24 protein-coding genes and 1 pseudogene are annotated in these 21,351 nt (G+C 70.8%); 6 read left to right on the top strand and 19 right to left on the bottom strand.

Going from position 1 to position 21,351, the window contains the following annotated elements:
* Nucleotides 1-692, top strand: a pseudogene (locus ETD86_RS38575) (hypothetical protein); the annotation flags it as partial.
* On the opposite strand, the gene ETD86_RS38580 reads toward ETD86_RS38575, so the two are convergent.
* The gene (locus ETD86_RS38580; RefSeq protein ID WP_138671592.1) at nt 679-1,863 is read right to left on the bottom strand and encodes a hypothetical protein; all 1,185 of its coding nucleotides are present in this window, start codon (nt 1,861-1,863) and stop codon (nt 679-681) included. The pseudogene ETD86_RS38575 and the gene ETD86_RS38580 sit on opposite strands and share 14 nt — an antisense overlap.
* Before the next feature lie 266 nt (nt 1,864-2,129).
* Here ETD86_RS38580 and ETD86_RS38585 point away from each other — a divergent pair, with 266 nt between their 5' ends.
* Nucleotides 2,130-2,678 (top strand): helix-turn-helix domain-containing protein, encoded by a 549-nt coding sequence (locus ETD86_RS38585; RefSeq protein ID WP_138671593.1) that lies wholly within the window; start codon nt 2,130-2,132, stop codon nt 2,676-2,678.
* Between the two features lie 51 nt (nt 2,679-2,729).
* On the opposite strand, the gene ETD86_RS38590 is transcribed toward ETD86_RS38585, so the two are convergent.
* From ETD86_RS38590 to ETD86_RS38635, 11 genes are all read right to left on the bottom strand, one after another.
* Nucleotides 2,730-3,548, bottom strand: a complete 819-nt coding sequence (locus ETD86_RS38590) for a methylated-DNA--[protein]-cysteine S-methyltransferase (protein WP_138671594.1) — start codon at nt 3,546-3,548, stop codon at nt 2,730-2,732.
* The gene (locus ETD86_RS38595; RefSeq protein ID WP_246148867.1) at nt 3,545-4,096 is read right to left on the bottom strand and encodes an RNA polymerase sigma factor; all 552 of its coding nucleotides are present in this window, start codon (nt 4,094-4,096) and stop codon (nt 3,545-3,547) included. The genes ETD86_RS38590 and ETD86_RS38595 overlap by 4 nt, the downstream gene beginning before the upstream one ends.
* 84 nt (nt 4,097-4,180) lie before the next feature.
* A complete protein-coding gene (locus ETD86_RS38600; protein ID WP_138671595.1) occupies nt 4,181-4,483 on the bottom strand; it encodes a DUF1416 domain-containing protein in 303 nt (100 codons plus the stop codon).
* Nucleotides 4,483-5,322 (bottom strand): sulfurtransferase, encoded by an 840-nt coding sequence (locus tag ETD86_RS38605; RefSeq protein WP_138671596.1) that lies wholly within the window; start codon nt 5,320-5,322, stop codon nt 4,483-4,485. Before ETD86_RS38605 ends, ETD86_RS38600 begins: the two co-directional genes overlap by 1 nt.
* Nucleotides 5,319-5,732: a DUF4395 domain-containing protein gene (locus ETD86_RS38610; RefSeq protein ID WP_138671597.1), complete on the bottom strand. Its 414-nt coding sequence runs from the start codon at nt 5,730-5,732 to the stop codon at nt 5,319-5,321. Before ETD86_RS38610 ends, ETD86_RS38605 begins: the two co-directional genes overlap by 4 nt.
* Nucleotides 5,733-5,790: 58 nt before the next feature.
* Nucleotides 5,791-5,958: a putative leader peptide gene (locus ETD86_RS60340; RefSeq protein WP_425465683.1), complete on the bottom strand. Its 168-nt coding sequence runs from the start codon at nt 5,956-5,958 to the stop codon at nt 5,791-5,793.
* Nucleotides 5,955-6,374: a thioredoxin family protein gene (locus tag ETD86_RS38615; protein ID WP_138671598.1), complete on the bottom strand. Its 420-nt coding sequence runs from the start codon at nt 6,372-6,374 to the stop codon at nt 5,955-5,957. Before ETD86_RS38615 ends, ETD86_RS60340 begins: the two co-directional genes overlap by 4 nt.
* A gap of 28 nt (nt 6,375-6,402) precedes the next feature.
* Complete coding sequence (locus tag ETD86_RS38620; RefSeq protein WP_246148871.1) at nt 6,403-7,233, bottom strand: anti-sigma factor family protein; 831 nt, start codon at nt 7,231-7,233, stop codon at nt 6,403-6,405.
* On the bottom strand, nt 7,233-7,745 hold the full coding sequence (locus tag ETD86_RS38625; RefSeq protein ID WP_138671600.1) for a sigma-70 family RNA polymerase sigma factor: 513 nt from the start codon (nt 7,743-7,745) through the stop codon (nt 7,233-7,235). The genes ETD86_RS38620 and ETD86_RS38625 overlap by 1 nt, the downstream gene beginning before the upstream one ends.
* A gap of 37 nt (nt 7,746-7,782) precedes the next feature.
* A complete protein-coding gene (locus tag ETD86_RS38630; protein WP_138671601.1) occupies nt 7,783-8,448 on the bottom strand; it encodes an LmeA family phospholipid-binding protein in 666 nt (221 codons plus the stop codon).
* A 62-nt stretch (nt 8,449-8,510) separates the two neighbouring features.
* Nucleotides 8,511-8,762: a MoaD/ThiS family protein gene (locus ETD86_RS38635; RefSeq protein ID WP_138671602.1), complete on the bottom strand. Its 252-nt coding sequence runs from the start codon at nt 8,760-8,762 to the stop codon at nt 8,511-8,513.
* Between the two features lie 177 nt (nt 8,763-8,939).
* On the opposite strand from ETD86_RS38635, the gene ETD86_RS38640 reads away from it, so the two are divergent.
* From ETD86_RS38640 to ETD86_RS38650, 3 genes are all read left to right on the top strand, one after another.
* Entirely contained in the window at nt 8,940-9,632 is a 693-nt protein-coding gene (locus tag ETD86_RS38640) for a response regulator transcription factor (RefSeq protein WP_138671603.1), read from the top strand.
* A gap of 157 nt (nt 9,633-9,789) precedes the next feature.
* Nucleotides 9,790-13,233, top strand: coding sequence for a tetratricopeptide repeat protein (locus ETD86_RS38645; protein WP_170223488.1), 3,444 nt, complete (start codon nt 9,790-9,792; stop codon nt 13,231-13,233).
* A 104-nt stretch (nt 13,234-13,337) separates the two neighbouring features.
* Nucleotides 13,338-13,700, top strand: coding sequence for a hypothetical protein (locus ETD86_RS38650; RefSeq protein WP_138671605.1), 363 nt, complete (start codon nt 13,338-13,340; stop codon nt 13,698-13,700).
* Nucleotides 13,701-13,702: 2 nt separating this feature from the next.
* Here ETD86_RS38650 and ETD86_RS38655 read toward each other — a convergent pair whose 3' ends face one another.
* Together ETD86_RS38655 and ETD86_RS38660 are read right to left on the bottom strand one after the other, a co-directional pair.
* Nucleotides 13,703-14,425 carry a hypothetical protein gene (locus ETD86_RS38655; RefSeq protein WP_138671606.1) on the bottom strand — a complete coding sequence of 241 codons (723 nt, stop codon included), beginning with the start codon at nt 14,423-14,425 and terminating at the stop codon, nt 13,703-13,705.
* A gap of 54 nt (nt 14,426-14,479) precedes the next feature.
* Nucleotides 14,480-14,995, bottom strand: a complete 516-nt coding sequence (locus ETD86_RS38660; protein ID WP_138671607.1) for an SET domain-containing protein — start codon at nt 14,993-14,995, stop codon at nt 14,480-14,482.
* A 60-nt stretch (nt 14,996-15,055) separates the two neighbouring features.
* On the opposite strand from ETD86_RS38660, the gene ETD86_RS38665 reads away from it, so the two are divergent.
* The gene (locus ETD86_RS38665; protein ID WP_138671608.1) at nt 15,056-15,664 is read left to right on the top strand and encodes a dienelactone hydrolase family protein; all 609 of its coding nucleotides are present in this window, start codon (nt 15,056-15,058) and stop codon (nt 15,662-15,664) included.
* On the opposite strand, the gene ETD86_RS38670 is transcribed toward ETD86_RS38665, so the two are convergent.
* The 5 genes from ETD86_RS38670 to ETD86_RS38690 form a co-directional block, all read right to left on the bottom strand.
* Nucleotides 15,649-16,509, bottom strand: a complete 861-nt coding sequence (locus ETD86_RS38670) for a PHP domain-containing protein (RefSeq protein ID WP_138671609.1) — start codon at nt 16,507-16,509, stop codon at nt 15,649-15,651. The genes ETD86_RS38665 and ETD86_RS38670 overlap by 16 nt on opposite strands.
* A 7-nt stretch (nt 16,510-16,516) precedes the next feature.
* On the bottom strand, nt 16,517-17,212 hold the full coding sequence (locus ETD86_RS38675; RefSeq protein ID WP_138671610.1) for an anti-sigma factor: 696 nt from the start codon (nt 17,210-17,212) through the stop codon (nt 16,517-16,519).
* A 40-nt stretch (nt 17,213-17,252) separates the two neighbouring features.
* Nucleotides 17,253-17,777 carry a sigma-70 family RNA polymerase sigma factor gene (locus ETD86_RS38680; protein WP_246148869.1) on the bottom strand — a complete coding sequence of 175 codons (525 nt, stop codon included), beginning with the start codon at nt 17,775-17,777 and terminating at the stop codon, nt 17,253-17,255.
* A 290-nt stretch (nt 17,778-18,067) separates the two neighbouring features.
* Entirely contained in the window at nt 18,068-19,381 is a 1,314-nt protein-coding gene (locus ETD86_RS38685; RefSeq protein WP_138671611.1) for a protein kinase family protein, read from the bottom strand.
* Nucleotides 19,382-19,524: 143 nt separating this feature from the next.
* On the bottom strand, nt 19,525-21,351 hold a 1,827-nt coding region (locus ETD86_RS38690; protein WP_211370585.1), incomplete at its 5' end, for an AfsR/SARP family transcriptional regulator.

A 21,351-nucleotide genomic window follows, 5' to 3' on the forward strand; every position in this document is an offset into this window, starting at 1 on the left:
AGATGTGTATAAGAGACAGTGCCCCGTCAGGCCCTCCGGAGCCGCCTCCGTCCGACGGCCCGCAAGCCGCGCCGCGCGCGCCCGACAGCCCGCAGGAGGCCCCGCAGCCTGCCGCCGCCCCCCGCCGGCGGCGTCGTACGCTCCTGGTCGCCGTCGGCGCCATCGTGGTGTCCCTCGCCACCACGGCGGCGTACGCCTATGACGGCTACGTCTTCTACGAGAAGCAGACCACCAAGGAGACCAGGGAGATCTCCGTGCCCCCCGGCCAGGCCGGCACGGCGCACAAGATCGAGTGGAAGGCCGCGATCGCGCCCATGAAGCCGCCCGCGGGCAACAAGCACGGGCCCGAGGTGACCTGGCTGAAGGTGGACATCACGAAGAAGGTCCTCGACGAGAGCAGCGCGACCATGACTGCCGAACCCGGCGAGGTCAAGCTGCAGGACCGGGCCGGCCGCGAGTGGGCGGTCCCGATCGAGCCGGTGGGTAACCGGCCGACGGACCGGTTGGAGGTGGGTCAGGAGTACAAGATCCAGGGGATGGCGATCGTGCCGACCGCGGTGGTGAACGAGGTCGAGCTCTCGTTCCGGCCCAGCACCTACCGCTCGGACACGCCCACGAAGGATCTCTTCAACCGGGAGGCCGTGGAGAAGCTGGGGAAGGACGTCGAGGTGCTGAGGTTCAGGCGTCGTTGAGCGGCTCGCCGTTCAGCCGGGCCCGGGTGGCGGCGATGTCGTACGTCGCCGCCAGCAGCGCCATGGTGAGCACCGTCTGCAGCATCTCCCGCACGAACGACACCGGCGCGCCCTGGTAGACCCAGACCCACTCCTCCCGCGTGCCGATGAGCGTCAGCAACGCCCGCTGGCCGTACTCCCCCGCCACCGTGATGGCCACGTAGCACAGGCACATCATGCCGAACACCGGAGCGCCGCTCTTGAACACCATGCGCAGGGCGTTGGCCAGCGGCACCCAGCGATCCCGGAAACCCCCGGTGACCTGATTGAACGACTTCTGCGTGAGGTCGTGGCTGCTCTCCAGCCGGTCCACGCCCTTCTCCAGGCGCGTGCCCTTCACCAGAGTGCGGGCCTCGTCGGAGAAGGCGCCGAAGACCAGCATCGCCACGGTGAGCCAGGCCAGCGGAACCGCGACGGCCCCGATGAACAGCGGCCAGAAGTCTCCGAACACACCGGTGACGGCGTCCCACGCCGGCACGGTCTTCTGGGCCTGCTCCCAGAGATCCGAGGTCCCGGCGACCACATTCCTGTGCTCCATCCACTCCGAGCGGGCGTCGGCGATGGCCACGGTGGCGTTGAGCCCGTAGAAGACGAAGGCGAACTCGGAGAAGGCCGCGAGGAAACCGTAGAACTTGCCCTTGCCCTGCTCCACGAACTTCGCGAAGAGCATCTTCAACCCGAAGGTGACGACCATCGCGCCGAGCGAGACCCGCCAGTCGAGGTCGGTGAGCCCCCTGCCGACGTCGGTCTCCTCACCGAACCACGCCGCATCCGTCAGGTCGTAGAAGTGATGGAAGATGTCCATCTGGTAGACGTCCCTGGCGTCCTCCCGCTGGAAGCCCCATGCGAGGTAGAGCACCGCGAACACCGGGGCCACCCGATCCAGCACGCGGAAGAAACGCTCCTCCGCCACGCCCTCCCCGGCCCTGGCGCGCATCTCCCACAACGCGCCGCGCAGCGTGTACAGCATGCCGGTGGTGACGGTCATCGCCGTCATGACGATGAGCGTGAGCAGCGTCATGACGGCGATCAGGCGGAGCTGCCTGGCGTCTCCGTAGGCGACCTCGGTGGCGCCGTACAACAGCACGAAGCGCGCCAGCTCGCCGGCCGCGAACCAGAGAATGAGAGGCAACGCGCATTTCCCCGCGAGGCGTAGCGCGTGCAGGGGCAGCGAGTACGGCGACGGCATCCGCTGAGCCGGCGTAGGCCCAGGTCGCGGGGGCGCCATCACACCTGTCGAACCGGACACCTGTCGAATCGTATCGGTCTGTCTCTTGTGTCGCAGCCGCAACCCGAGAAAGCACGCTCTGGACCGGCCACGTCCCTGAGCAGTGACAGAAGAATTATCGGGAGGGGAAGCCCGCGACGCGGCGCGTCGTCTGCGGCACCATGACGGATATGGAGCCGCTCCCGGCGTTCGACGCCGACCCTCGTGTGGTGGGAGACCGGCTGCGGCGGCTACGGCAGGAGCGCGGGGTCTCGCTGTCCGGGCTCGCCACGCGTGCCGGCATCGGCAAGGACACCCTGGCCGCGGTCGAGACGGGCACGCTCAGCCCGACGCTGGAGACCCTCTGGGCGATCACGGCGCAGCTGGGCGTGCCGATCGGGGCCATTCTCGACCCGCCGCCCGAGCCGCAGATCATGCGGGGCACGGCGATGGAGGCCGAGCTGCTCGAGGTGTTCGAGGACGAGCGCGTCACGTACGAGCTCTATCGCGTACGCGTCCCGCCCGGTCTCACGCAGACCTCCCCCGCGCACCACGAGGGCGTCACCGAGCACGTCACGGTCTTCAGCGGCACGCTGAGCGCGGGCCCGATCAAGGAGCCGCTGACGGCCGGGCCGGGGGACCACATCTCGTGGCGCTCCGACGTGCCGCACGGCTACCGGGCGCACGGCCCCGACATCGTCCGCGCCACGCTGCTGATGCGCTATCCCACCAAGCCCTGAGCCCGGGCCTGACGCCTACATCCCACCAAGCCCTGAGCCCGGGCCTGACGCCTACATCCCACCAAGCCCTGAGCCCGGGCCCGACGCCTGGCTCGCCAGGCCCTGGGCGGGACGGCAGGTGCGGCACGGGCGGTAACCGGCGGCTCTGGCCAGAGCGAGGGTGCGGAAGCCGTGCCGGTGGGCCGGTGCGATGCGCCTGGCGTTGTGGCACGTCGGGAAGCAGACGATGCCCGTGGTGTCGCTGGCCAGGTAGAAGACACGCTCCCCGGCCAACCGGCGCAGCCGCTCCAGGTCGACGCCCTCGGCCAGCAGGAGGCGCTCCTTGGCCGGTGTGCCGAACACGTACTCGCCTGCCGCGCCGTCCGATCTGGTGACCCGGTGGCACGGGAGCAGCAGCGGCACCGGGTTGTTCGCCAGCGCCGTGCCCACGGCGCGCACGGCCTTGGGCCGGCCGATGCGGGCGGCGATCCACGCGTAGGGGCGTACCTCGCCCCGGGGGATCGTCCGCGCCGTCTCCAGCACGTCACGCTGGAAGTCGCTCATCCCGCGCAGGTCCAGCCGCAGCCCGGCGGCGCGGCCGGTGCGTAGCGCGGGCAGGAGGCCCGCGGGCGGCCTGGTGCGAGCTCCGGCAGGCAGCAGCGGCCGGCCGAACCGGGCCCTGAACGCCTCGGCGAACCCGTCGCCGGCGTGCACGTACGCCACGCCCTGGTCGGTGAACGCGACCCGCAGCTCCCCGATCGGCCCCGGCACGCTCACCCATCGGGCGGCGATCCGGTCGAGCAGCCCGTCCGGCGCGTCGGCGGCCAACCCCGCCAGCCCGGCGAGCAAGCGGTCCCCCGTTCCACCGGCAGGCGTGCGGTTCTCCGTCATCGGGCACCTCCCAGTGCGCGTAGCCGCCGCAACCCCCGCGACACATGCGACTTGACCGTGCCCTGCGGGATCTTGAGCACGGTGGCGATCTCGCTGATCGGCAGGTCGACGACGTGCCTGAGCACCACCGCCGCCCGCTGCTCCTCGGGCAGCTGCCTCAGCAGCTCGGCCAGCTCGTCTCCGGTCTCGCGGCGTACCGCGGCCGCCTCGACGTCCTGACCGGGATCGACGGCGTCCACCGGCTCGTCGCGCAGGTCGGGCGGCGGTTTACGGGCCTTGGTGCGAGCCCAGTTGCGCCAGAGGTTCATCAGCACCGTCATCAGCCACGCCCGCGGCTGCAGCGCGGCGATGCGGTCGCGGTCATAGCCGGCCAGCGCGCGGTACGCCCGGAGGAACGCCTCCGCCGTCAGGTCCTCGGCGCAGGCCCAGCGCCCGCTCAGCCGCAACGCGGTCGAGAAGACGAGGTTGCGGTAGGCGGCATACAGCTCGGCGAACCCCTCGTCGAGGTCGTCGAGCAGCGCCTTGCACACCGGATCGATCCCACTCACATGGACTACAACACCGCCGCGCCCGAATCGGTTGCACGCGAAAGGCCCGCGTCCGAAAGACGCGGGCCTTCATGACGCCAATGGTCAGACGGCGACGGCGAGCGAGGCGACCTCGCCCAGCTTGGCCTCCACCTGAATGTCCCTGGTAACGCCGCCGCCCGCGATGATGCGGACGGTCCAGTCACCGGGAGCGGCGAAGAAGCGGAAGACGCCGTCGTCGGACACGACGACCTCACCGGTGAACTCGCCCGAGTGGTCGAGCAGCCGCGCGTAGGCGGTGCCCGCGCCGGTCACCACGCCCTGGATCACGGCCTGGGTGGACAGGTCGATACCGGCCGGCAGCGCGATGGTCTGTTCCGGCGCTCCGCAACCCTGTGCAGTCGTCATCAGCGGGCCTCCCCCAGCTCGATCGGCACGCCCACGAGCGAGCCGTACTCGGTCCACGAACCGTCGTAGTTCTTCACGTTGGCCTGGTCGAGGATCTCGTGCAGCACGAACCACGTGTGCGCCGAGCGCTCGCCGATGCGGCAGTAGGCGATGGTGTCCTTGCCGAAGTCGACCCCGGCCTCCTGGTAGAGGGTGCGCAGGTCGTCGTCGGCCTTGAAGGTGCCGTCGTCGTTGGCCGCCTTGGACCACGGGATGTTGCGGGCGGTGGGCACGTGGCCCGCGCGCTGCGCCTGCTCCTGCGGCAGGTGGGCGGGAGCGAGCAGCTTGCCGGTGAACTCGTCGGGCGAGCGCACGTCGACCAGGTTGAGCTTGCCGATGGCGGTGACCACGTCGTCGCGGAAGGCGCGGATCGCCTTGTCCTGCTCCTGGGCGACGTATTGCGTCTTGGACCGCTGCGGCACGTCCCTGACCAGCTCGCGGGAGTCGAGCTCCCACTTCTTGCGGCCGCCGTCGAGCAGCTTCACGTTGTCGTGGCCGTAGAGCTTGAAGTACCAGTACGCGTAAGCGGCGAACCAGTTGTTGTTGCCGCCGTAGAGCACGACGGTGTCGTCGTTGGAAATGCCGCGGTCGGACAGCAAGGCCTCGAAACCGGTCTTGTCCACGAAGTCGCGGCGGACCGGGTCCTGCAGGTCCTGCCGCCAGTCAACCTTCACGGCGCCACGGATGTGGCCCTTGTCGTAGGCGCTGACGTCCTCGTCGACCTCGACGAGAACGACGCCGGGAGTGTCGAGGTTGGCCTCGACCCAGTCAGCGTCCACCAGGGCGGCGGAGCGGCTCATTTGGGTACCTCCATGTTGGCAGCGGGCAGTAGTCGGCGAATGAGCAGGTACATCTCGCAGCCAAGGCAGAATCCGAAGGCTGCGTTGAGGAAAGCGGCGAGGAGAGCCGCGGCCGTGGCCACGAGGGCCAGCGGCATGATCCCGGCGACATATCCGACCAGGCCCGCGACCGCGAAGACCAGCCCCACCCCCTGCGCGAACCGCGGCGGGCGGGCGTCCTCGGTCTCCTTCGGAGCACTCCTGACGAGCGCCTTGAAGAGCACCGTGTACGGCGAGCGCCCCGCGACCCCGAACGCGAAGACCACGACCTGGGCGACAAGCAGCCAGGCACTCTGGGTCACCAGGACGAAGGTGAGGACCACGGTTGTGACGGCCGCGCCGAAGCGCAGCGCTCTAGGATCGGCACGCATCGTGGGATGCTCCTGAAGGGTCGATTGGGGCGGATCGGATATCCGCGCGAGACCGTCCTCAGGCAGCGCGACAGAGCGCGGTGGTCACACGGCAAAAATCAACCGCGCGCCGCTTTGTGAGCAGCTCTGTCGTTGGGTTCATGCGGACGACACTACTCGGCGTCTCGTCATCTGTCACATCTCGTCCGATTGATGAGACAACTCGTGAGACAAACGTTGCACTCATGAGCCCGGTACGGCCGCCGCGAGCGCCGCCAGCACATCGGCCTTACGCGGCTGCCCAGAGGCCCTTTTCACAATATTTCCTGCCGCATCGAGCACCAGGACGGTCGGCGTCCGCATGATGTCCAGCCGGCGCACCAGGTCCAGCCGGGACTCGGCGTCGATCTCGACGTGGCTCACCCCGGGCACGAGCTCGCTGACGTCGGCCAGGATCCGCCTGGTGGCCCGGCACGGCTGGCAGAACGCGGTCGAGAACTGCACCAGCGTCGCCCGCTCCCCCAGCCCGGCCCCGAGATCGGCGGCGGACAGCCGATCCCGCGAGCCGTCCGTGTCACGCACCCGTCCGTTGCGGCGCAGGAACACCACCCCGATCACCGTTCCGAGCGCCAGCGTCGCCAGCACAACCCACAAACCCGTCACGCATCGTGCAACCACACACGGCCGCGGTTTACTTCCCGGTGACCTTGACGCTGACGAGCAACTTCCCCATCTGGTCGACGACGTCGAACCTGGCGATGTTCTTCATGGCAAGCGTGGTGGTGCTCTTGAACGGGGCGTTGTCCACATAAGCCTCGCGGCTGATGATCCAGCTGTCCGTGAACTCCTCGCGCCCGTCCTTGCCCACGACGAGGACGCGGCAGTTGGTGTCCACCGGCACGCCGCTGACCTGCACACCGAGCTCCGTGCCCCCACCGCTGAGCGGCCAGGCCATCACGGTGGCGTAATACTGCTCGGCCTCGTTCTCGCCGGTGAATTTGCGGCCGGCGACCACCTTCTTGGGCGTCGCCGGCGTCTCGCTCGCCGACGCCCGCGGGCTCGCTGCCCGCTGGTCGCTGGCCGCCCGGTCGCTCTCCGCGGCGATGCGGGGCTCAGCCTGCTCCATCGGCGATCGCAGCTGCGACGGGGTGGCCGCGGGAGCCGCCGCAGACGATGACTCCTGCCGCTGGACGGCGCTCTCCTGGATGACCGTCCAGATCGTGCCGCCGAGCCCGAGCAGCGCGACCGAGGCCGCGGCGACCAGGAGCAGGCGGCCGCGCCTGCTGCGCTTGGCGCGGGCGTTCAGCAGCCGGTCGAGCACCTGGCGCGGCGGGCTGGCCACCAGCTCGATGTCGCGTTCCGACACCTTCCCCAGGAACGCGGCCACGCCGTCCAGCTCCAGCAGCTCAGCACCGCACGCCTCGCAGGTCGCCAGGTGGTTGTCGATCTCCAGGGCCTCGTCAGGGTCGAGCGCGCCCAGGGCGTGCGCGCCCAGGGCCAGCCGTACCTCCTCACACGTCATCACGGCGCCAGCCCCCGCTCCTCGAGGGCGAGCTTGAGCGCGCGCAGCGCGTAGTACGTGCGCGACTTGACCGTTCCCGGCGGAATGCCCAGCGTCGCCGACGCCTCCTTCACCGATCTCCCCCGGTAGTAGACCTCCATCAGCACCTCGCGGTGCTCCGGCCGCAGCGCGGCCAGCGCCTCGGCCACCGCCCACGACTCGACCGCGCGCTCCAGCTCGTCCTCGGCGGGCAGGACCGCCAGCGCCTCGTCGCCGGTCTCCGGCGGCCTGGCCTTCTTGGCGCGGTGCTGGTCGACGACGAGGTTGCGGGCCACCGTGAACAACCACGCGCGGATCGGCCGGCCGGAGAGCGCGTCAGGGTGCCGCCAAGCCCGCAGCAGCGTCTCCTGCACGACATCCTCCGCCCGTCCAGAGTCACCGGTCAGTCGCAGCACGTATCCGTAGAGTGGCCCGGCGTGCTCGTCGAAGAGGGTCCTCACGAGCTCCTCGTCGGCGGTGCCGGCTGTACTCACACCCTCTTCACGTACCGGCGGGCGGGCCGGTTCAACGTCATCCACGAATCGGCACGTCAGACGCTTCGGCCGAGATCTCCAATCCTTCGGCCACGCTCTTCACCCCGGTCACCTTCACGTCGAAGGGCAGATCCCCCTTGAACGGGATCGTGTAGGAAACGAACTGCGCGATCTGGGCGGGCAGGCCGTCGATCTTCTCGGCCTGGAGCTTGATGCCCCCGTCGGTCACCTCGACCCGCATCTCCGCGTTGAACTGCACCTTCTTCACCCCCATCATCACCTCGCCCGACGCCGTGAGCCGCTGCCCGTTGCCGCCGATCTTGACGCCCTGCGGCGCGTACTTGTCGATCGTCGCCCTGGTCAGGGTGCCCGCGATGGTCACGCGATCAGCCCGGACCGTGGGTCTGTTCTGCAGGACGTCGGCAAGGGGAGCAGTGACGTCGTAGGCGGCGCCCCGCAGGTTCTGCACCGGCACTCCGCCGTACGAGAACGTGCCGAGATTGAACCGTACCTCCGGATAGCGCCCGGAGACGGCCTGAGTGAGAAATGGGATGCCCTCAATGGTCACGGTCGGCGTACCGGACAGGTCGGCGGCGGCGGCGATCCTGTTCGCCAGGTCGCGCTCGACTCCGGCCGCGGCGACCCTGTCGACGGCGACAAGGAGAATGACCAGCACGATCAGGAAAACGATCAGCTTGCGCATGGGGCTCCCTGTCTGGACGGGGGGCAAGAGCCTATCGACTCATTCCCTCAGAAGACGGCCGATCACCCGCCGGCGAACGGAGGGAGCACTTCAACGGTCGCGCCGTCACCCAGAACGACGTCGTCATGAGGGCGTTTGCCGACCGGTGAGCCGTCCACGAGGAACGAACACCGCCGCACGACGTGTGCCAGATCTGCACGATTTTGTGTGATTTTGGTCATTAGTTCACCAAGCGTGACCGCTTCGTACGTTTCCTCCGCGACACCTGCCGCTTCCTTGGCCGCGGCCCAATACCGTATTTTTCCTGTGGCCATGCCAATCCTCACAATCTTCCCCTGGTCCATTGTGCGCCGCCCTTAACCAGGTTGTTCCAGGAGACGCGCTGTTCACCTGGTGGACGTGCAATGGACGCGACTTACTCGTGGGATATCCTCACCTACAGGACCTGGGCGACGTAGCCACCGGGTCCTTGCGTGTTTGAGGAGGCCGTAATGAGCAACCTGCTCCTGCTGACCAACGCCCTCGAGCCATCCGCCGAGGTGCTCCCGGCGCTGGGGTTGCTGCTCCACTCGGTCCGCGTCGCTCCAGCCGAGGCATCCGCGCTGATCGACACACCCCCCGCCGACGCCGTCCTCGTAGACGCGCGCAAGGAGCTCGTGCAGGCCAAGAGCCTGTGCCGGTTGATCCGCACGACCGGCATCGACTGCCCGTTGCTGGTGATCGTGACCGAGGGCGGGCTGGCCGCGATGACCGCCGAGTGGGGCGTCGACGACGTGCTGCTCGACAACGCGGGGCCGGCCGAGGTCGAGGCGCGGCTACGGATGGCGACCGGCCGCATCTCGCAGTCCGCCACGGAGGACGTGCCCGACGAGATCCGCAGCGGGGACCTGGCGATCGACGAGGCCACCTACACCGCGAGACTGCGCGGCCGGGTGCTCGACCTCACGTTCAAGGAGTTCGAGCTGCTGAAGTACCTCGCGCAGCACCCGGGCAGGGTCTTCACCCGCGCCCAGCTGCTGCAGGAGGTCTGGGGCTACGACTACTTCGGCGGCACCAGGACGGTCGACGTGCACGTGCGGCGCCTGCGCGCCAAGCTCGGCACCGAGTACGAGTCGCTGATCGGCACGGTCCGCAACGTCGGCTACCGCTTCGTCCCCGACCGCGCCGAGGCCGCGCACGTCTGATCTGGGCGCGTCTGATCCGGGCGCGTCTGATCCGGGCACTTCTGATCTTGTGCATGCCTGATCTGGCAGGCTTCGGGCCGATGTGACACCCTGGTGTTCGGCTCGTTTGCATATGTCACGTCGAGGACACCGCCGTCCGCAGGGGGGTGGTGCCGGGGTGGGATCGTTCAGGTCACTGGTGGACGAGGGTGCCCGCCCGCGCGTTTTCCGGCGTAACGAGACCATTTGTTCCCCATTGCGGCCCGCCAACCGCGTTTACGTCATCGACTACGGCTACGCCCGTGAGTACAACACCGCGGCAGGCGACCGCGAGGCCATCCACGACCTGCGCGGTGACGGCGACCTCATCGGCGAGCTGGCCTTCTGGAGCCCGAGTGAGCGCGTCCGGGTGGACGCGCTCACCGAGCTGCGCGCCTGGCCCATCGACATGCGGCGGCTGCGCGAACACGCCTCCGCCAGCCCCTCCGCGGCGACAGCGCTGGTCCAGGAGCTGTTCGCCAGGAACGTGGCCGCCCGCAGGCACGAAGCGCTCGCCCGTGCCCCCGTCGCCGCCCGCCTCGCCGTGTGGCTGCTGCACCTCGACGAGCGGTACGGCCTGGCGTCGGAGTCCGCACCGCCGCTGTCCATGGAGACCCTGGCCGACCTGGTGGGCAGCTCCCCCGACGTGGTGCAGCGCCAGCTTCAGCAGTGGGTCCAGCGCGGCTGGCTGGTACGCCCCGGCTACCGGCGGCTGCGCATCGAGGACCCGCCCGCGCTACGTGCCGCCGCGGGCGAGTGGGAACAGTTGTCGGCGCCTTGGACAGGCCGGGTGACGCCGTTCCTGACCCGTCCTGGCGCACCCGCGGACCCGCTGCCGATCGGCGAGCTGCCCAAGCCCCGCCAGTTGCCTGCCGACGTGCCGGACTTCACCGGACGGCAGCAGAGCCTCGACCTGCTCACCGCCTGGCTGGATCGGCCCCGCAGGACGAACACCATGGTCGTGCAGGGTTTACCCGGCGTGGGCAAGACCGCGCTGGTGACACATTGGGGCCACCTGCACGCCGAGCGGTTCCCCGACGGGCAGATCGTGATCGACCTCCGGGGCCAGTCGCCGAGCCAGCCCCCGATGAACACCGTCGAGGCGCTCGGCCAGATCCTGCGCTCGCTGGGCGTCAGCGAGCCCGCCTCCGACGAGGCCGAGCTGATGCTCCTCTACCGCAGCAGGATCGCCGGCCGCAGGCTGCTGCTCATCCTCGACAACGCCGCCGACCCCGGCCAGGTGCGGCCGTTGTTGCCGGGCAGCAAGGACTGCGTGGTGCTGGTGACCAGCCGGACGCGGATGGCGCCGCTGCGGGCCACCGGGCATGCCGACCTCATGGACCTGCCGGTGCTCGATCCGGGTAACGCCGTCGCGCTGCTGGTGGCGGTGCTCGGGGAGGGCTCGCCGCGGGCCGCCGACCGGGACGCGCTGGCCGAGCTGGCCAGGGTGTGCTCGTACCATCCGTTCGCGTTGCGGATCTCGGCGGCCAAGCTGGCCGAGAACCCCGGCATGAGCGTGCGGTCCCGGGTGCAGGAGCTGCGCAGGCCCGACCGGCTGCTGGTGGGCGACCCCGAGGAGGCGTTCAGGTCGGCGCTTGACCTGGCGTACGAGTCGCTGAGCCCGGGGCAGCGGCGCGCGTTCCGGCACGTGGGGCTGCTGCCGGGGCGGGACTTCACGCCTGAGGTGCTGGCCGCCGCGCTGGGCGCGCCGGTGAGCGAGGCCGTGGCGGCGGTGGAAGGGCTGCACCGGGCGTACCTGGTCGAGCCCATGCCCGGGCCGCGTTACCGGGTGCACGACCTGGTCAAGCGGCTGGCCAGGGAGCTGGGCAGGCACGCGGAAGCCGGCGTGCGTGAGGCCAGGGCGCGGCTGCTCGATCACTACCTCGCGGTCGCGGCCGACGCGGAGACGCCGCGCGAGTGGTTCGAGGCGGAGCGGCGCTCGCTGGTGTCGGCGGTGCGGCTGGCCGAGGAGAGCGGCGCGCACGGGATGGCCTGGCGGCTGGCCGAGGCCGTGTTCGAGCCGTTCAGGCGGCTGCGCTTCTACGAGAACAATCTGGAGATCCAGCAGGCCGGGCTGACCTCGGCCATGCAGGTCGGCAACCGGCGGGCGATCGCGCTCATGCGCGGCAACCTGGGCTCCATCCACCGGGACATCGGGCCCTCGACGCTGGCGGCCAGGTTCATCGGCGAGGCGCTGGCCGACTACACCGAGCTCGAGGACAGCGTGGGGCGTGCCCGCGCGCTCAACGACCTGGCCGAGGTGCACGGCATCGCGGGCTACAGCGAGGACGCGCTCACATGCGCCGGCGAGGCGCTCGAGCTCTACCGGGAGATCGGCGACCTCACCGGCGTGGCCGGCTGCCTGCACACGCTCTCCCGGCTGCACCTGTCCCAGGAGCGGTACGAGCTCGCGCTGCACTACGCCGGCCAGGCTCTGGACGTACGCGAGGAGATCGGCGACCGGAGGGGCACCGCGCAGAGCCTGATCATCCTGGCCCGGGTGCAGCAGAACCTGGGCGAGCCCAACGCGGCGCTGTCCGAGGGCCTGGAGGCGCTGTCGATCTGCCACGAGCTGGGCGACGAGCACGCCGAAGCCGAGACCCTGCTCTGCCTGGCCGAGATCTACGACCTGCTGCGGCTGCCGCACGACGCGCAGCGCGACGCCGAGCGGGCGCTGGCCGGCTACACCGCCACGGGCGACCAGCACGGCTGCGGCCGGGCCCTGTGCGCGCTCGGCCGCATCGCACGCAACGGCTCCCGGTACGACGAGGCCCTCGCCTACTACGAGCAGGCCCTCGCCGTGCAGGTCGAGCTCCACCACGAGCAGGGCAAGGCCGAGACGCTCGGGGACATCGGCCTGGTGCACTGGCGGCTGTCGGACTACCTGCGTGCCGACGAGTATCTGAACCAGGCGCTGGCGATCAGCCGGGTGATCCACGACGAGCCCGTCGAGGCCCGCATGCTCAACAGGCTCGCCAGGGTGCGGCGCCGCCAGGGCCTGCTCCAGGTGGCGTTCGTGTACGCGCTGGAGGCCCTCGACATCGTGCAGGGCATCGGGAACCGGCGGGCCGAGGCGGACGTGCAGGAGACGCTCGCGTACACGTACCTGTCGCTCGGGCTGCACAAGTCCGCCCTGCGGGCGGCGAAGGCGTCGCTGGCGATCAGGGAGGAGCTGCGTGCCAACCGGGCCAGCGCGCTGCTGTCGATCGCGCAGGCGCTGCTCACGGCGGGCCGGCCGGCCGCGGCGCTCGGGCCGGCCAGGGAGACGGTCGAGCTGCAGAACGAGACCGGCACCAGGGACCGGTGGGCGGCGGCGCTCACCACGCTGGCGATGGTGCTGCTGGACCTGGACCGCGGCGAGGAGGCGCTGCTCTACGCGCGGCAGGCCAGGGACGTGCACCTGGAGTGCGGGACCAGACGGGACCTCGGGTGCGCGCTGCGGGCGCTCGGGTTGATCTCGGCCAGGCTGGGCAAACGGGGCGCGGCCATCGCCTATTTGGCCGAAGCCGTGCGCACGCTGGAAGAGGTCGGCGACATCGCCGAAGTGCAGCGCGTGGCGGAAGAGATTCGGGAAATGGCGTGAAACGCCGCTAAAAGTCGTGAATTTCGGATGGTGAGGTCGCAGATCTTCTCGGGATCCTCCCGGTTAGCTGGTACCACCAGCTGACCCACTCGGAGGTGATCCGAATGCTCAAGAATCATGTACGACGAGATCTGAAATGGCTGAAGCGACAGGCTCGCAAGGACAGACGGATCACCGTCGCGCTGCTCGTCGCCGTGGTGGCCGCCTGGGTCAGGCAGTTGCCCTTCGACGAGGCGCCGGGCGACCTCCTGCGGGGACTGTCGTACGGGCTGGTCGCCGCCTCGGGGATCACCTGGCTGGCGGCCGCGGCCCTGGCGGCGAAGACCGTCCGCCTGCCGGAGGAGCCGGTCGCGGGGCTGCGCTGGGTGTCGAGGATCCAGCGGAGCAAGGAGTGGGCGTTCTGGTCGGTCGGCGCTTACGTGGCCTGGCACGTGCTGCAGTTCGTCACGGCGTTGGTGCTCGGCTGACCCTACGGGCGGCGGCGGGGTGTCACCCAGGAATGGGGGCCGGGTGACACCCCGTCGCTCTCTTCCCCCAAGGCCGCCCGCTCGAGGGACCTGACGGTCATCCTCCGGCCGGTGGGGACGAACTGCACGACCTCGGCCGAGGTCAGCTCGGCCACACCGAAGTCGGCGCCGGCGTGGGCGTCGCACCACTCGACGATCTCGCGGGGGTTGCGGAGCGGGCCGGCGAAGTGCACGAGGCTCACGTACCAGCGGTCGCGGATCCGGCCGTGTTCCAGATCCCGCACGCCGCGGCTCTCCATGGCGCAGGCGAAGCGCTTCCACAGCGTGACCAGGGTGTCGTCCTCCGGGTGGCCGTAGGCCAGCACGCCGCCCCGATGCGGGCTCACCCCCTTCAGGCGGACCTTCGCCGGCGGGAGCCCGGTGACGGCCTCGGTCAGTGCCTCCGCGTACGTCCGCCGCAGCGGGTCGCCCTCGGGGATGCGGTCGCGGTAGGGCTCCAGGGACCTGAGCGTGACGTGCAGGGTCCGGCCGCCGTGCACCCAGTGGCCCGGGGCCTGGACGGTCGCGGCCAGTTCCGTGAGCCGGTCCACGATCTCACCCTCGGGGCGGAGCACGACCGCGGCGCCCCATCGCCTGGCACCGGCCACGATCGGCGGGTCATGGGTGGCCTGACCGGACAGGAGGGCAGCACGTCCCTTGGCGCGAAACTCGGCGAAATCGGACATTCGAGCAGTATGCCAAAGACGTCAGGCGCGCAGGCCCGCACGCCGCCGCCGGACCTAGGCGGACCGGATGAGCCCGAGCAGGGCCGGCGTCCAGTGATCGCCATAACGCTGCTGGAGGTCGGCGCGGCTCCAGTCGGCGCCGGTGATCAGGCCGCGGCAGAGCGCAGAGCCGCAGCGGCACTCCATGGCGAACTCGGACGCGGCGGTGCTGGTGGCGTAGTCGTTCGTGACCTCCTCGCCCGGCCGGAGGTCGCGGCGCGCGACGAGGGTGTAGGGGGCGGCCCACCACAGGTTCGGGTCGCAGCTGTGATTGCTCTTGCCGATCGGCCGCCCCGGCGGCAGGACCAAGTGGAGGTCGCCGTGCGCGGCGATGGTGTCGACGTACGGGACCCCGGGATCGGCGAACAGGTCCTGAAGCTCGGCCCAGGTCACCAGCCGTCCGCCCAGCCGGGACACGACGGTGCCGGTCGGGATGGGGGCCGTGGTGAACAGGCCGTCGCCGGCGATGGGCGAGGGGCGGACCTGGAGGTGCGGGTGCGACCAGCAGTCGGGCTCCGGTTCCACGGGCATGGGCCCAGGGTAGACCTGGGCTTACCGGGGTAGCGGCACGGCAGTGGGGAGGTGTGGCACGTGGCCGGCGATCTGATCGTTCCCGATGCCGCTCAGGGGATCGTGGTGTTCGTGCACGGCAGCGGGAGCAGCCGGCTCAGCCCGCGCAACCGTTACGTGGCCGGCGTGCTCAACCAGGCGGGACTGGGAACACTGCTGTTCGACCTGCTCACGCCGGAGGAGGAGGCCGACCGGGCGAACGTGTTCGACATCGGCCTGCTGGCCGAGCGGTTGCTGCAGCGGACGAGCTGGGTGCGGGAGCAGCCGGAGGCCGATGGACTGCCGATCGGGTATTTCGGCGCGAGCACCGGAGCCGCCGCGGCGCTGTGGGCGGCCGCCGAGCCGGACAACACGATCGCGGCGATCGTCTCCCGCGGCGGGCGGCCGGACCTGGCCGGGCCGCGGCTGGCCGCCGTACGCGCGCCGACGCTGCTCGTCGTCGGCGGCCGGGACCCGGTGGTGGTGAAGCTGAACGAGGAGGCGCAACAACGGTTGCGGACCGAGAGCCGGCTGACCATCGTGCCCGGAGCCACCCACCTGTTCGAGGAGCCCGGCGCGCTGGACGCGGTGGCCGGGCACGCCCGCGACTGGTTCGCCACCCACTTCTCCGCGCCTCAGAAGCCGGACTGAGGTGAGGTGACGGGCGTCGCGCCCGTCGCCTCGGCCACCAGGCGCTCGTAGGTCTCCGGCGCCGTCGTCTCGCAGCCCAGCCGGTGGCCGGTCAGCTCGCCGTGGTCGTCGCTCGATCCGGTCACCGCCAGCCCGAGCTCCCCGGCCAGCCCGCGTACGTGGGCCCGGGCGTCCGCATCGTGGTCCAGGTGATCGGCCTCGACCCCGAACAACCCGGCCCCCGCCAGCTCGGCGATCCACTCGTCGGGCACGACCTTGCCACGCTTGGCCGCCTTCGGATGGGCCAGCACCGGGACCCCGCCCGCGGCGCGTACCAGGCGGACCGCCTGTTCGGGGTCCAGCGCGTAGCGGGTGACGTACGCACGGCCGCCCGTCCCGATCCACTCCGGCGTGAACGCCAGGTCGGGTGCGGCGATCGCCCCGGCTGCGACCATGGCGCGGGCGATGTGCGGCCGCCCGACCGGGCCGCCCGCGGCCAGCTCGGACACCTGCTCCCAGGTGACCGGCACGCCCAGCTCGGCCAGCCGCTCCACGGTCAGCCGCCCGCGCAGCTCGCGTGCTTCCCTGATGCGTACGCACTCGGCGCTCAGCTCCGGCTCCAACGGGTCGAAGAGATACGCGAGCAGGTGGATGCTCTGCCCGGCGCGCCGGCACGACAACTCCATGCCCGGCACGAACGTCAGCCCGGCGGGCAGCGCCTCGATCGCCGCGCGATGCCCGGCCACGGTGTCGTGGTCGGTCAGCGCGAGCACGTCGAGGCCCCGCTCGCGGGCCCGGCGCACCACGTCGGCCGGGGGCTGCGTGCCGTCGGAGGCGTTGCTGTGGCTGTGCAGGTCGATGCGCATGCTGGCATTACACCGCGATCGTGGCCAGCGTCCTGCCGTCGAAGGTCTCGATCGTGAAGTGGTTGAGGTCGTCCTGCGGGAGGCTGGTGCCGCCGTGCAGCACCAGGGGGTCGGGGGAGCCGGGCACGCCGTAGCCCTTGTCGGGGACGCCCCAGCTGGCCACGACCTCGGAGCGGCCGTCGTCGCCCACCGCGAGCAGGCGGCACTGCAGCGGGCCCTTGACGCCCTTGAGCTCCAGCGCGACGTGGGTGCCCCAGCCCTTGTCCTCCAGGCCGACGACGGCGCCGGTGCCGGTGGCGCGGTCGGTGGCGGAGTACGTGCTGCCGGTCAGGAGCAGCTCGCGGGCCGGGCCGTGGATGCTGTCGGGGTTGGGGCCGTCGGTGACCGAACGGACGGCCAGGAAGACCCCGGCCGCGACCAGGACACACGCGGCGGCGCTCATGATCGTGCGGTGGATGCGGCGGCGCCGGCGCTCGGTGGCGGCACGGCGTACCAGAAGGGACTCGACCTGCGGGTCCGGCGGGCTGGGCAGGAGATCGTCCGGATGCACGGCCCTGATCAGCTGCCCCATCTCGGCGAACGCCCCCACCTCGTCCGCGCAGCTGGCGCAGCCCGCCAGATGGCGTTCGAACGCCGCCCGCTCGTCCTCGTCGAGCAGGCCGAGCGCGTACGCGGCCACGTCTTCGTGATGCACCTCGGTCATGGCTGCACCACCCCCCTTTCCTTGTCGTGATGCGCCTCCGTCACGGCAACATCACCCCCCTTTCCTCCAATGCGACGCGCAAGGCACGCATGGCGTAGTACACGCGGGACTTCACCGTGCCCACAGGCACGCCGATCGTCTCCGCCGCCTCTTGGATCGTGCGGTCGAGCAGGAACGTCTCCGTGAGGACCTGCCTGTGGGCCGGGGACAACGAGAGCATCGCGTCGGTCACGACGATCTCGCGTAACAAACGCTCGTCCTCGGCGGCCACGGGCTGGACACGTTCGGGGATCTCTTCGACGGTATCCAACGGACGCGTTCCCGAGCGGCGGCGGTCGTCGATGACGACGCGGCGCGCGACGGTCGCCAGCCAGGGCATGAGCGAGCCCGAGTCGGTACGGAGATCGTGGAGGTTGCGCCAGGCTCGGACCAGGGTCTCCTGCACGACGTCCTCGGCCCAGCGCCGATCGCCGCCCGTCAGCCGGATGGCGAAGGCCATCAGGGAGGCGCCGTATTCGCGGTAGAGGGCTCGGACCATGGCTTCGTCGGTCACGCGGTGATTCACGCCCGGGGCTCCTCGCGCTGCCGATATCGTGAAATATCGCGCCGATAGGGAATTCTTACTGTAGCCAGCGGCGGGAGCAGCGACCATGTACTTTGCCCCTCTGGTCGTACAGCCAGATTAAAACGATAAATCGGGCCAAGTCCCCTGAAGAGGGGATTATGATCATTCGGACCACGATCCGCGATCCGGCGGCGTCCGCCGAGCTCGATCTCGGGGTGACGGCGGAGCCGGAGACCAGCTGGGTCCCTTACCCGTGGCCGTCCAGGGACGGCCGTGCTTCGTCGCCGCGTTCAGGACCTCCCGGTCACCGCCTCGAACTCGCGCCAGTCACGGTAGGCCGTCTCCACGACCGTTGACCCCTGCGCCCTGGTCTTGGTCTGGAGCCTGAGCCGCACCGGCAGCCCATCGCCGGCCAGCCGCAGCTCGAACGCGACCGGCCCCTCTTCGGCGATCCGGCCGGGAGAGCCCGCCGGCCCCGCGCCCGGGTTCGCCGTGGTGGTGCCCGAGATCGCCAGTCCGCCGCCGGGCTCCGGCGCGACGCTCACGTCCGTTCCCGCCGCGTCGATCAGCGCCTTGATCGTGTGCGGGGAGGTGTAACCCCGGACGGATGCCGCGGCCATCTGCGCGCACGGCTCGAACTGCGGCCGCGCCACGTCGAACGGCACCCCGGCGGCCACGCCCCTGTCCCCCACGATGGACACATCCACAGCCTGTGGAGCGTTCCCACAGGTCAACCGCATCTCGTACGCGGTGGCGGCGTCCGGGTCGAAGCTGAACCGCCCCTCAGCGATGATCCCATCGCCCGCCACTTGGAAGGTGGCGGTACGGCGGTCGATGGCGCCGAGCACGTCCCGCCAATCGGGCTCCCGCGCGGATCCGGAGGTCATGACGACGGTCACCGCCGCGGCCGCGACGATCGACACGCCGATCGCCGTCCCGGCGAGGAACACCGGCTTGCGCCACAGGGGCGTCGGCACGAGCGTGGCCTCGTAGGGCGGCGGCTCGTACGGTCTCAGCCGGTTCTCGGCCTCCCGCAGCAGATCGTCCACGCTTGCCCGGGAGACCGCCGCGGAATGCCCGAGCAGGATGCTCACCAGCTCCACAGCCGTCGGGCGCGAGCCCGGATCGGCCTGCCGGCACTCGTCGATCACCGCGCGCACCGCCGGGAGCAGCCGGTCGAGGTCAGGCTCCTCGCCTTCACCCGCCCGCCGACCGGCCGCCGCGAAGACGATCACGTCGGCCCAGTCGCGCACGTCCCGCGAGGGGAACTCGCTGTCCCGCGGACCCGGCGCGACGTACACCTGCCCGTTCGCCTCGATCATGACGTTGCCCGGATGGAGCCGCAGCCCCGCGATGCCGGCCAGGTGCAGCCTGGCCATGGCGGTCGCGCTGCCGAGCGCGAGCCGGTGGAGCGCCTCGCCCCTGACCGGCCCGGCCGCCCGCACGACGTCGCCGAGCGGCCGGCCGCCTCCCAGGTAATCGTGCGGTTGCAAGGCCCTGCCTTCGTTCCATCCGTCGACTTCGCGGCCATGCGAGAACCCGCCGGGCGCCGCGTCCAGAGTGCCGACGGCACCACGATGCGAGGCGTCGATCCCGGCTGACATCCGCTGAAGTTCCATCGCCATCCCCGGTGTCCGTCGAGGTGGGCACGCCGACGTTCGCCCAGGTAGAGCTGCCTTCCGGCCATCGGCGAGCGCTGTTTTCCGCATGGTTGTACGGCGGTCGCCGGGTCCGGGTTCACCCCCATTCAGGAAAGGTCTGGCACCAGCGGTGCACCCTTGGCGACCCGCAGCCTGCTCAGCGCGGCGTCGCACCGTTCGCCGCCCTCGTGCGTCCACGCTTGCCGCCGGGCGAACGCCTGGACGAGGTTGTGGTACCGATAGGTTCCGTCCGCCCCGGCCAGGAGCAGGTTGGCGTCGACCAGGGATTCCAGGAGACGATGTGCCTGCGGCGACGGGACTCCGAGGAGCGCCCCGGCCGATTCCGCGGTCAGGTCCTCGTGATCGGGCAGAGCGGCAAGCCGGAAGGCGGCGGCCTGTTGTGCGTCGAGCCGGTCATGTGCGAGCAGCAAGGGCGCCTCGATCAGCGTGCAGCCGTGGTCCGCCGCCGCGAGCCCGTACAGGACGTCCCGCAGGTGCCGGCAGGCCTGACGGACCGTCCAGTGCGGTCTGGTCTGCAGCAGGTCGGCGGCCACGCGGACGGCGAGCGGCTGGTGGGAGCAGAGTTCGACGAGCTCGACGGCGGCGTGTCGCTCGCTGAGGACGCGCTGGTGACCGGCCAGCCGGGCGAGCATCTCCAACGCGTCGGACGGAGACAAGGCGTCGAGCCTGATCCAGCGGACACCGGGCAGGTCGATCAGGTGCCGCCAGGTGGTGACGATCACGGCGCTGCCCGGAGTGGCCGGGATCAGGTGGCGTACCTGGTCGGCGTCGTTCGCGTCGTCCAGCATGATGAGAACGCGCCGGTCGGCCAGCACGGTGCGCCACAGCGCCGCCCGCTCCTCCACGCAGGCGGGCAGCCGTTCCTCCGGGACGCCGAAGGCGCGCAGGAAGGCGGCCAGCACGGCGGCGGCAGGTGTCGGCTGACCGCTGGACGCTCCGAGGTTCGCGTAGAACTGGCCGCCCGGGTACCGGTCCCGGATCGTGTGCGCCGCGTGGACGGCCAGCGCCGTCTTGCCCATGCCGCCCAGTCCGGTGATCGCCACCACCGGCGCCCACCCGGTGGGGTGGAGCATGTCCTGGATGCCGGCCAGCTCCGTTTCCCTGCCCACGAAACCGGGCGGTGCGGCGGGCAACTGGGCGGGCGGCCGCGCGGTCGTGAGGGCCGCGGCCGGGCGCGGCACCGGTGTGGCCAGCTCGGGGTCGGCATGCAAAATGCGCTGATACAGCGTCCGCAACGCGGCGCCCGGGTTGATACCCAGTTCCGCGGCGAGCAGCCGCCGCACCTCGTCGTAGACCGACAGCGCCTCCGCCTGCCGCCCGGACCGGTACAGGGCGATCATCTGCAGTTCGCGCAGCCGCTCGCGCATCGGCTCGGCGGCCACGGCCGCGGCCAGGTCCTCGCCCACCTCCGTGTGCCTGCCCAGCTCGACATCCAGGACCAGCCGCTCCTCCAGCACCGTCACCCTGCTCTGAAGGAGGCGCGTCCGCTCCCGGTCGATGTAATCGCCGCGAGCTCCCCCGAGGGGCGTGCCCCGCCACAGCCGCAAGGCGTCCCCGAGCAGGTCGGCCGCCTCGGCCGTGTTCCCGAGCGCACGCAGGGCCCGCGCCTGGCGCACCAGTCCGCAGAAGGAGTCCCAGTCCGCACACGCCACGCCGGGGGACATCACGTAGCCGCCGCCCGACGACTCGATCACGTGATCGTCGTCCTCTCCGGAGGACAATGCGCGGCGCAGCCGGGACAGATAGGTCCGTACGATGCCCCGCGCGCTCTCAGGCGCCCGCTCCCCCCACAGTGCGTCCACGATCTCCTCGATCGACGCCGCCTCCCCCTCGCGCAACAACAAAAAGGCGAGCACCGCCCGCTGCTGAGGGGTGCCGAGGTCCAGCTCCGCTTCCCCGCGCCACCCCCGGAC

The sequence above is a fragment of the Nonomuraea turkmeniaca genome, assembly GCF_005889735.1.
Classification (GTDB): Bacteria; Actinomycetota; Actinomycetes; order Streptosporangiales; family Streptosporangiaceae; genus Nonomuraea; species Nonomuraea turkmeniaca.

Coding starts and splice junctions, on each gene's coding strand:
- ETD86_RS38585 (WP_138671593.1), top strand. CDS start 2,130: ATGGAGCCGCTCCCGGCGTTCGACGCCGACCCTCGTGTGGTGGGAGAC.
- ETD86_RS38590 (WP_138671594.1), bottom strand. CDS start 3,548: ATGACGGAGAACCGCACGCCTGCCGGTGGAACGGGGGACCGCTTGCTC.
- ETD86_RS38600 (WP_138671595.1), bottom strand. CDS start 4,483: ATGACGACTGCACAGGGTTGCGGAGCGCCGGAACAGACCATCGCGCTG.
- ETD86_RS38605 (WP_138671596.1), bottom strand. CDS start 5,322: ATGAGCCGCTCCGCCGCCCTGGTGGACGCTGACTGGGTCGAGGCCAAC.
- ETD86_RS38610 (WP_138671597.1), bottom strand. CDS start 5,732: ATGCGTGCCGATCCTAGAGCGCTGCGCTTCGGCGCGGCCGTCACAACC.
- ETD86_RS60340 (WP_425465683.1), bottom strand. CDS start 5,958: ATGAGTGCAACGTTTGTCTCACGAGTTGTCTCATCAATCGGACGAGAT.
- ETD86_RS38620 (WP_246148871.1), bottom strand. CDS start 7,233: ATGACGTGTGAGGAGGTACGGCTGGCCCTGGGCGCGCACGCCCTGGGC.
- ETD86_RS38630 (WP_138671601.1), bottom strand. CDS start 8,448: ATGCGCAAGCTGATCGTTTTCCTGATCGTGCTGGTCATTCTCCTTGTC.
- ETD86_RS38635 (WP_138671602.1), bottom strand. CDS start 8,762: ATGGCCACAGGAAAAATACGGTATTGGGCCGCGGCCAAGGAAGCGGCA.
- ETD86_RS38640 (WP_138671603.1), top strand. CDS start 8,940: ATGAGCAACCTGCTCCTGCTGACCAACGCCCTCGAGCCATCCGCCGAG.
- ETD86_RS38650 (WP_138671605.1), top strand. CDS start 13,338: ATGCTCAAGAATCATGTACGACGAGATCTGAAATGGCTGAAGCGACAG.
- ETD86_RS38655 (WP_138671606.1), bottom strand. CDS start 14,425: ATGTCCGATTTCGCCGAGTTTCGCGCCAAGGGACGTGCTGCCCTCCTG.
- ETD86_RS38660 (WP_138671607.1), bottom strand. CDS start 14,995: ATGCCCGTGGAACCGGAGCCCGACTGCTGGTCGCACCCGCACCTCCAG.
- ETD86_RS38670 (WP_138671609.1), bottom strand. CDS start 16,509: ATGCGCATCGACCTGCACAGCCACAGCAACGCCTCCGACGGCACGCAG.
- ETD86_RS38675 (WP_138671610.1), bottom strand. CDS start 17,212: ATGACCGAGGTGCATCACGAAGACGTGGCCGCGTACGCGCTCGGCCTG.
- ETD86_RS38685 (WP_138671611.1), bottom strand. CDS start 19,381: ATGTCAGCCGGGATCGACGCCTCGCATCGTGGTGCCGTCGGCACTCTG.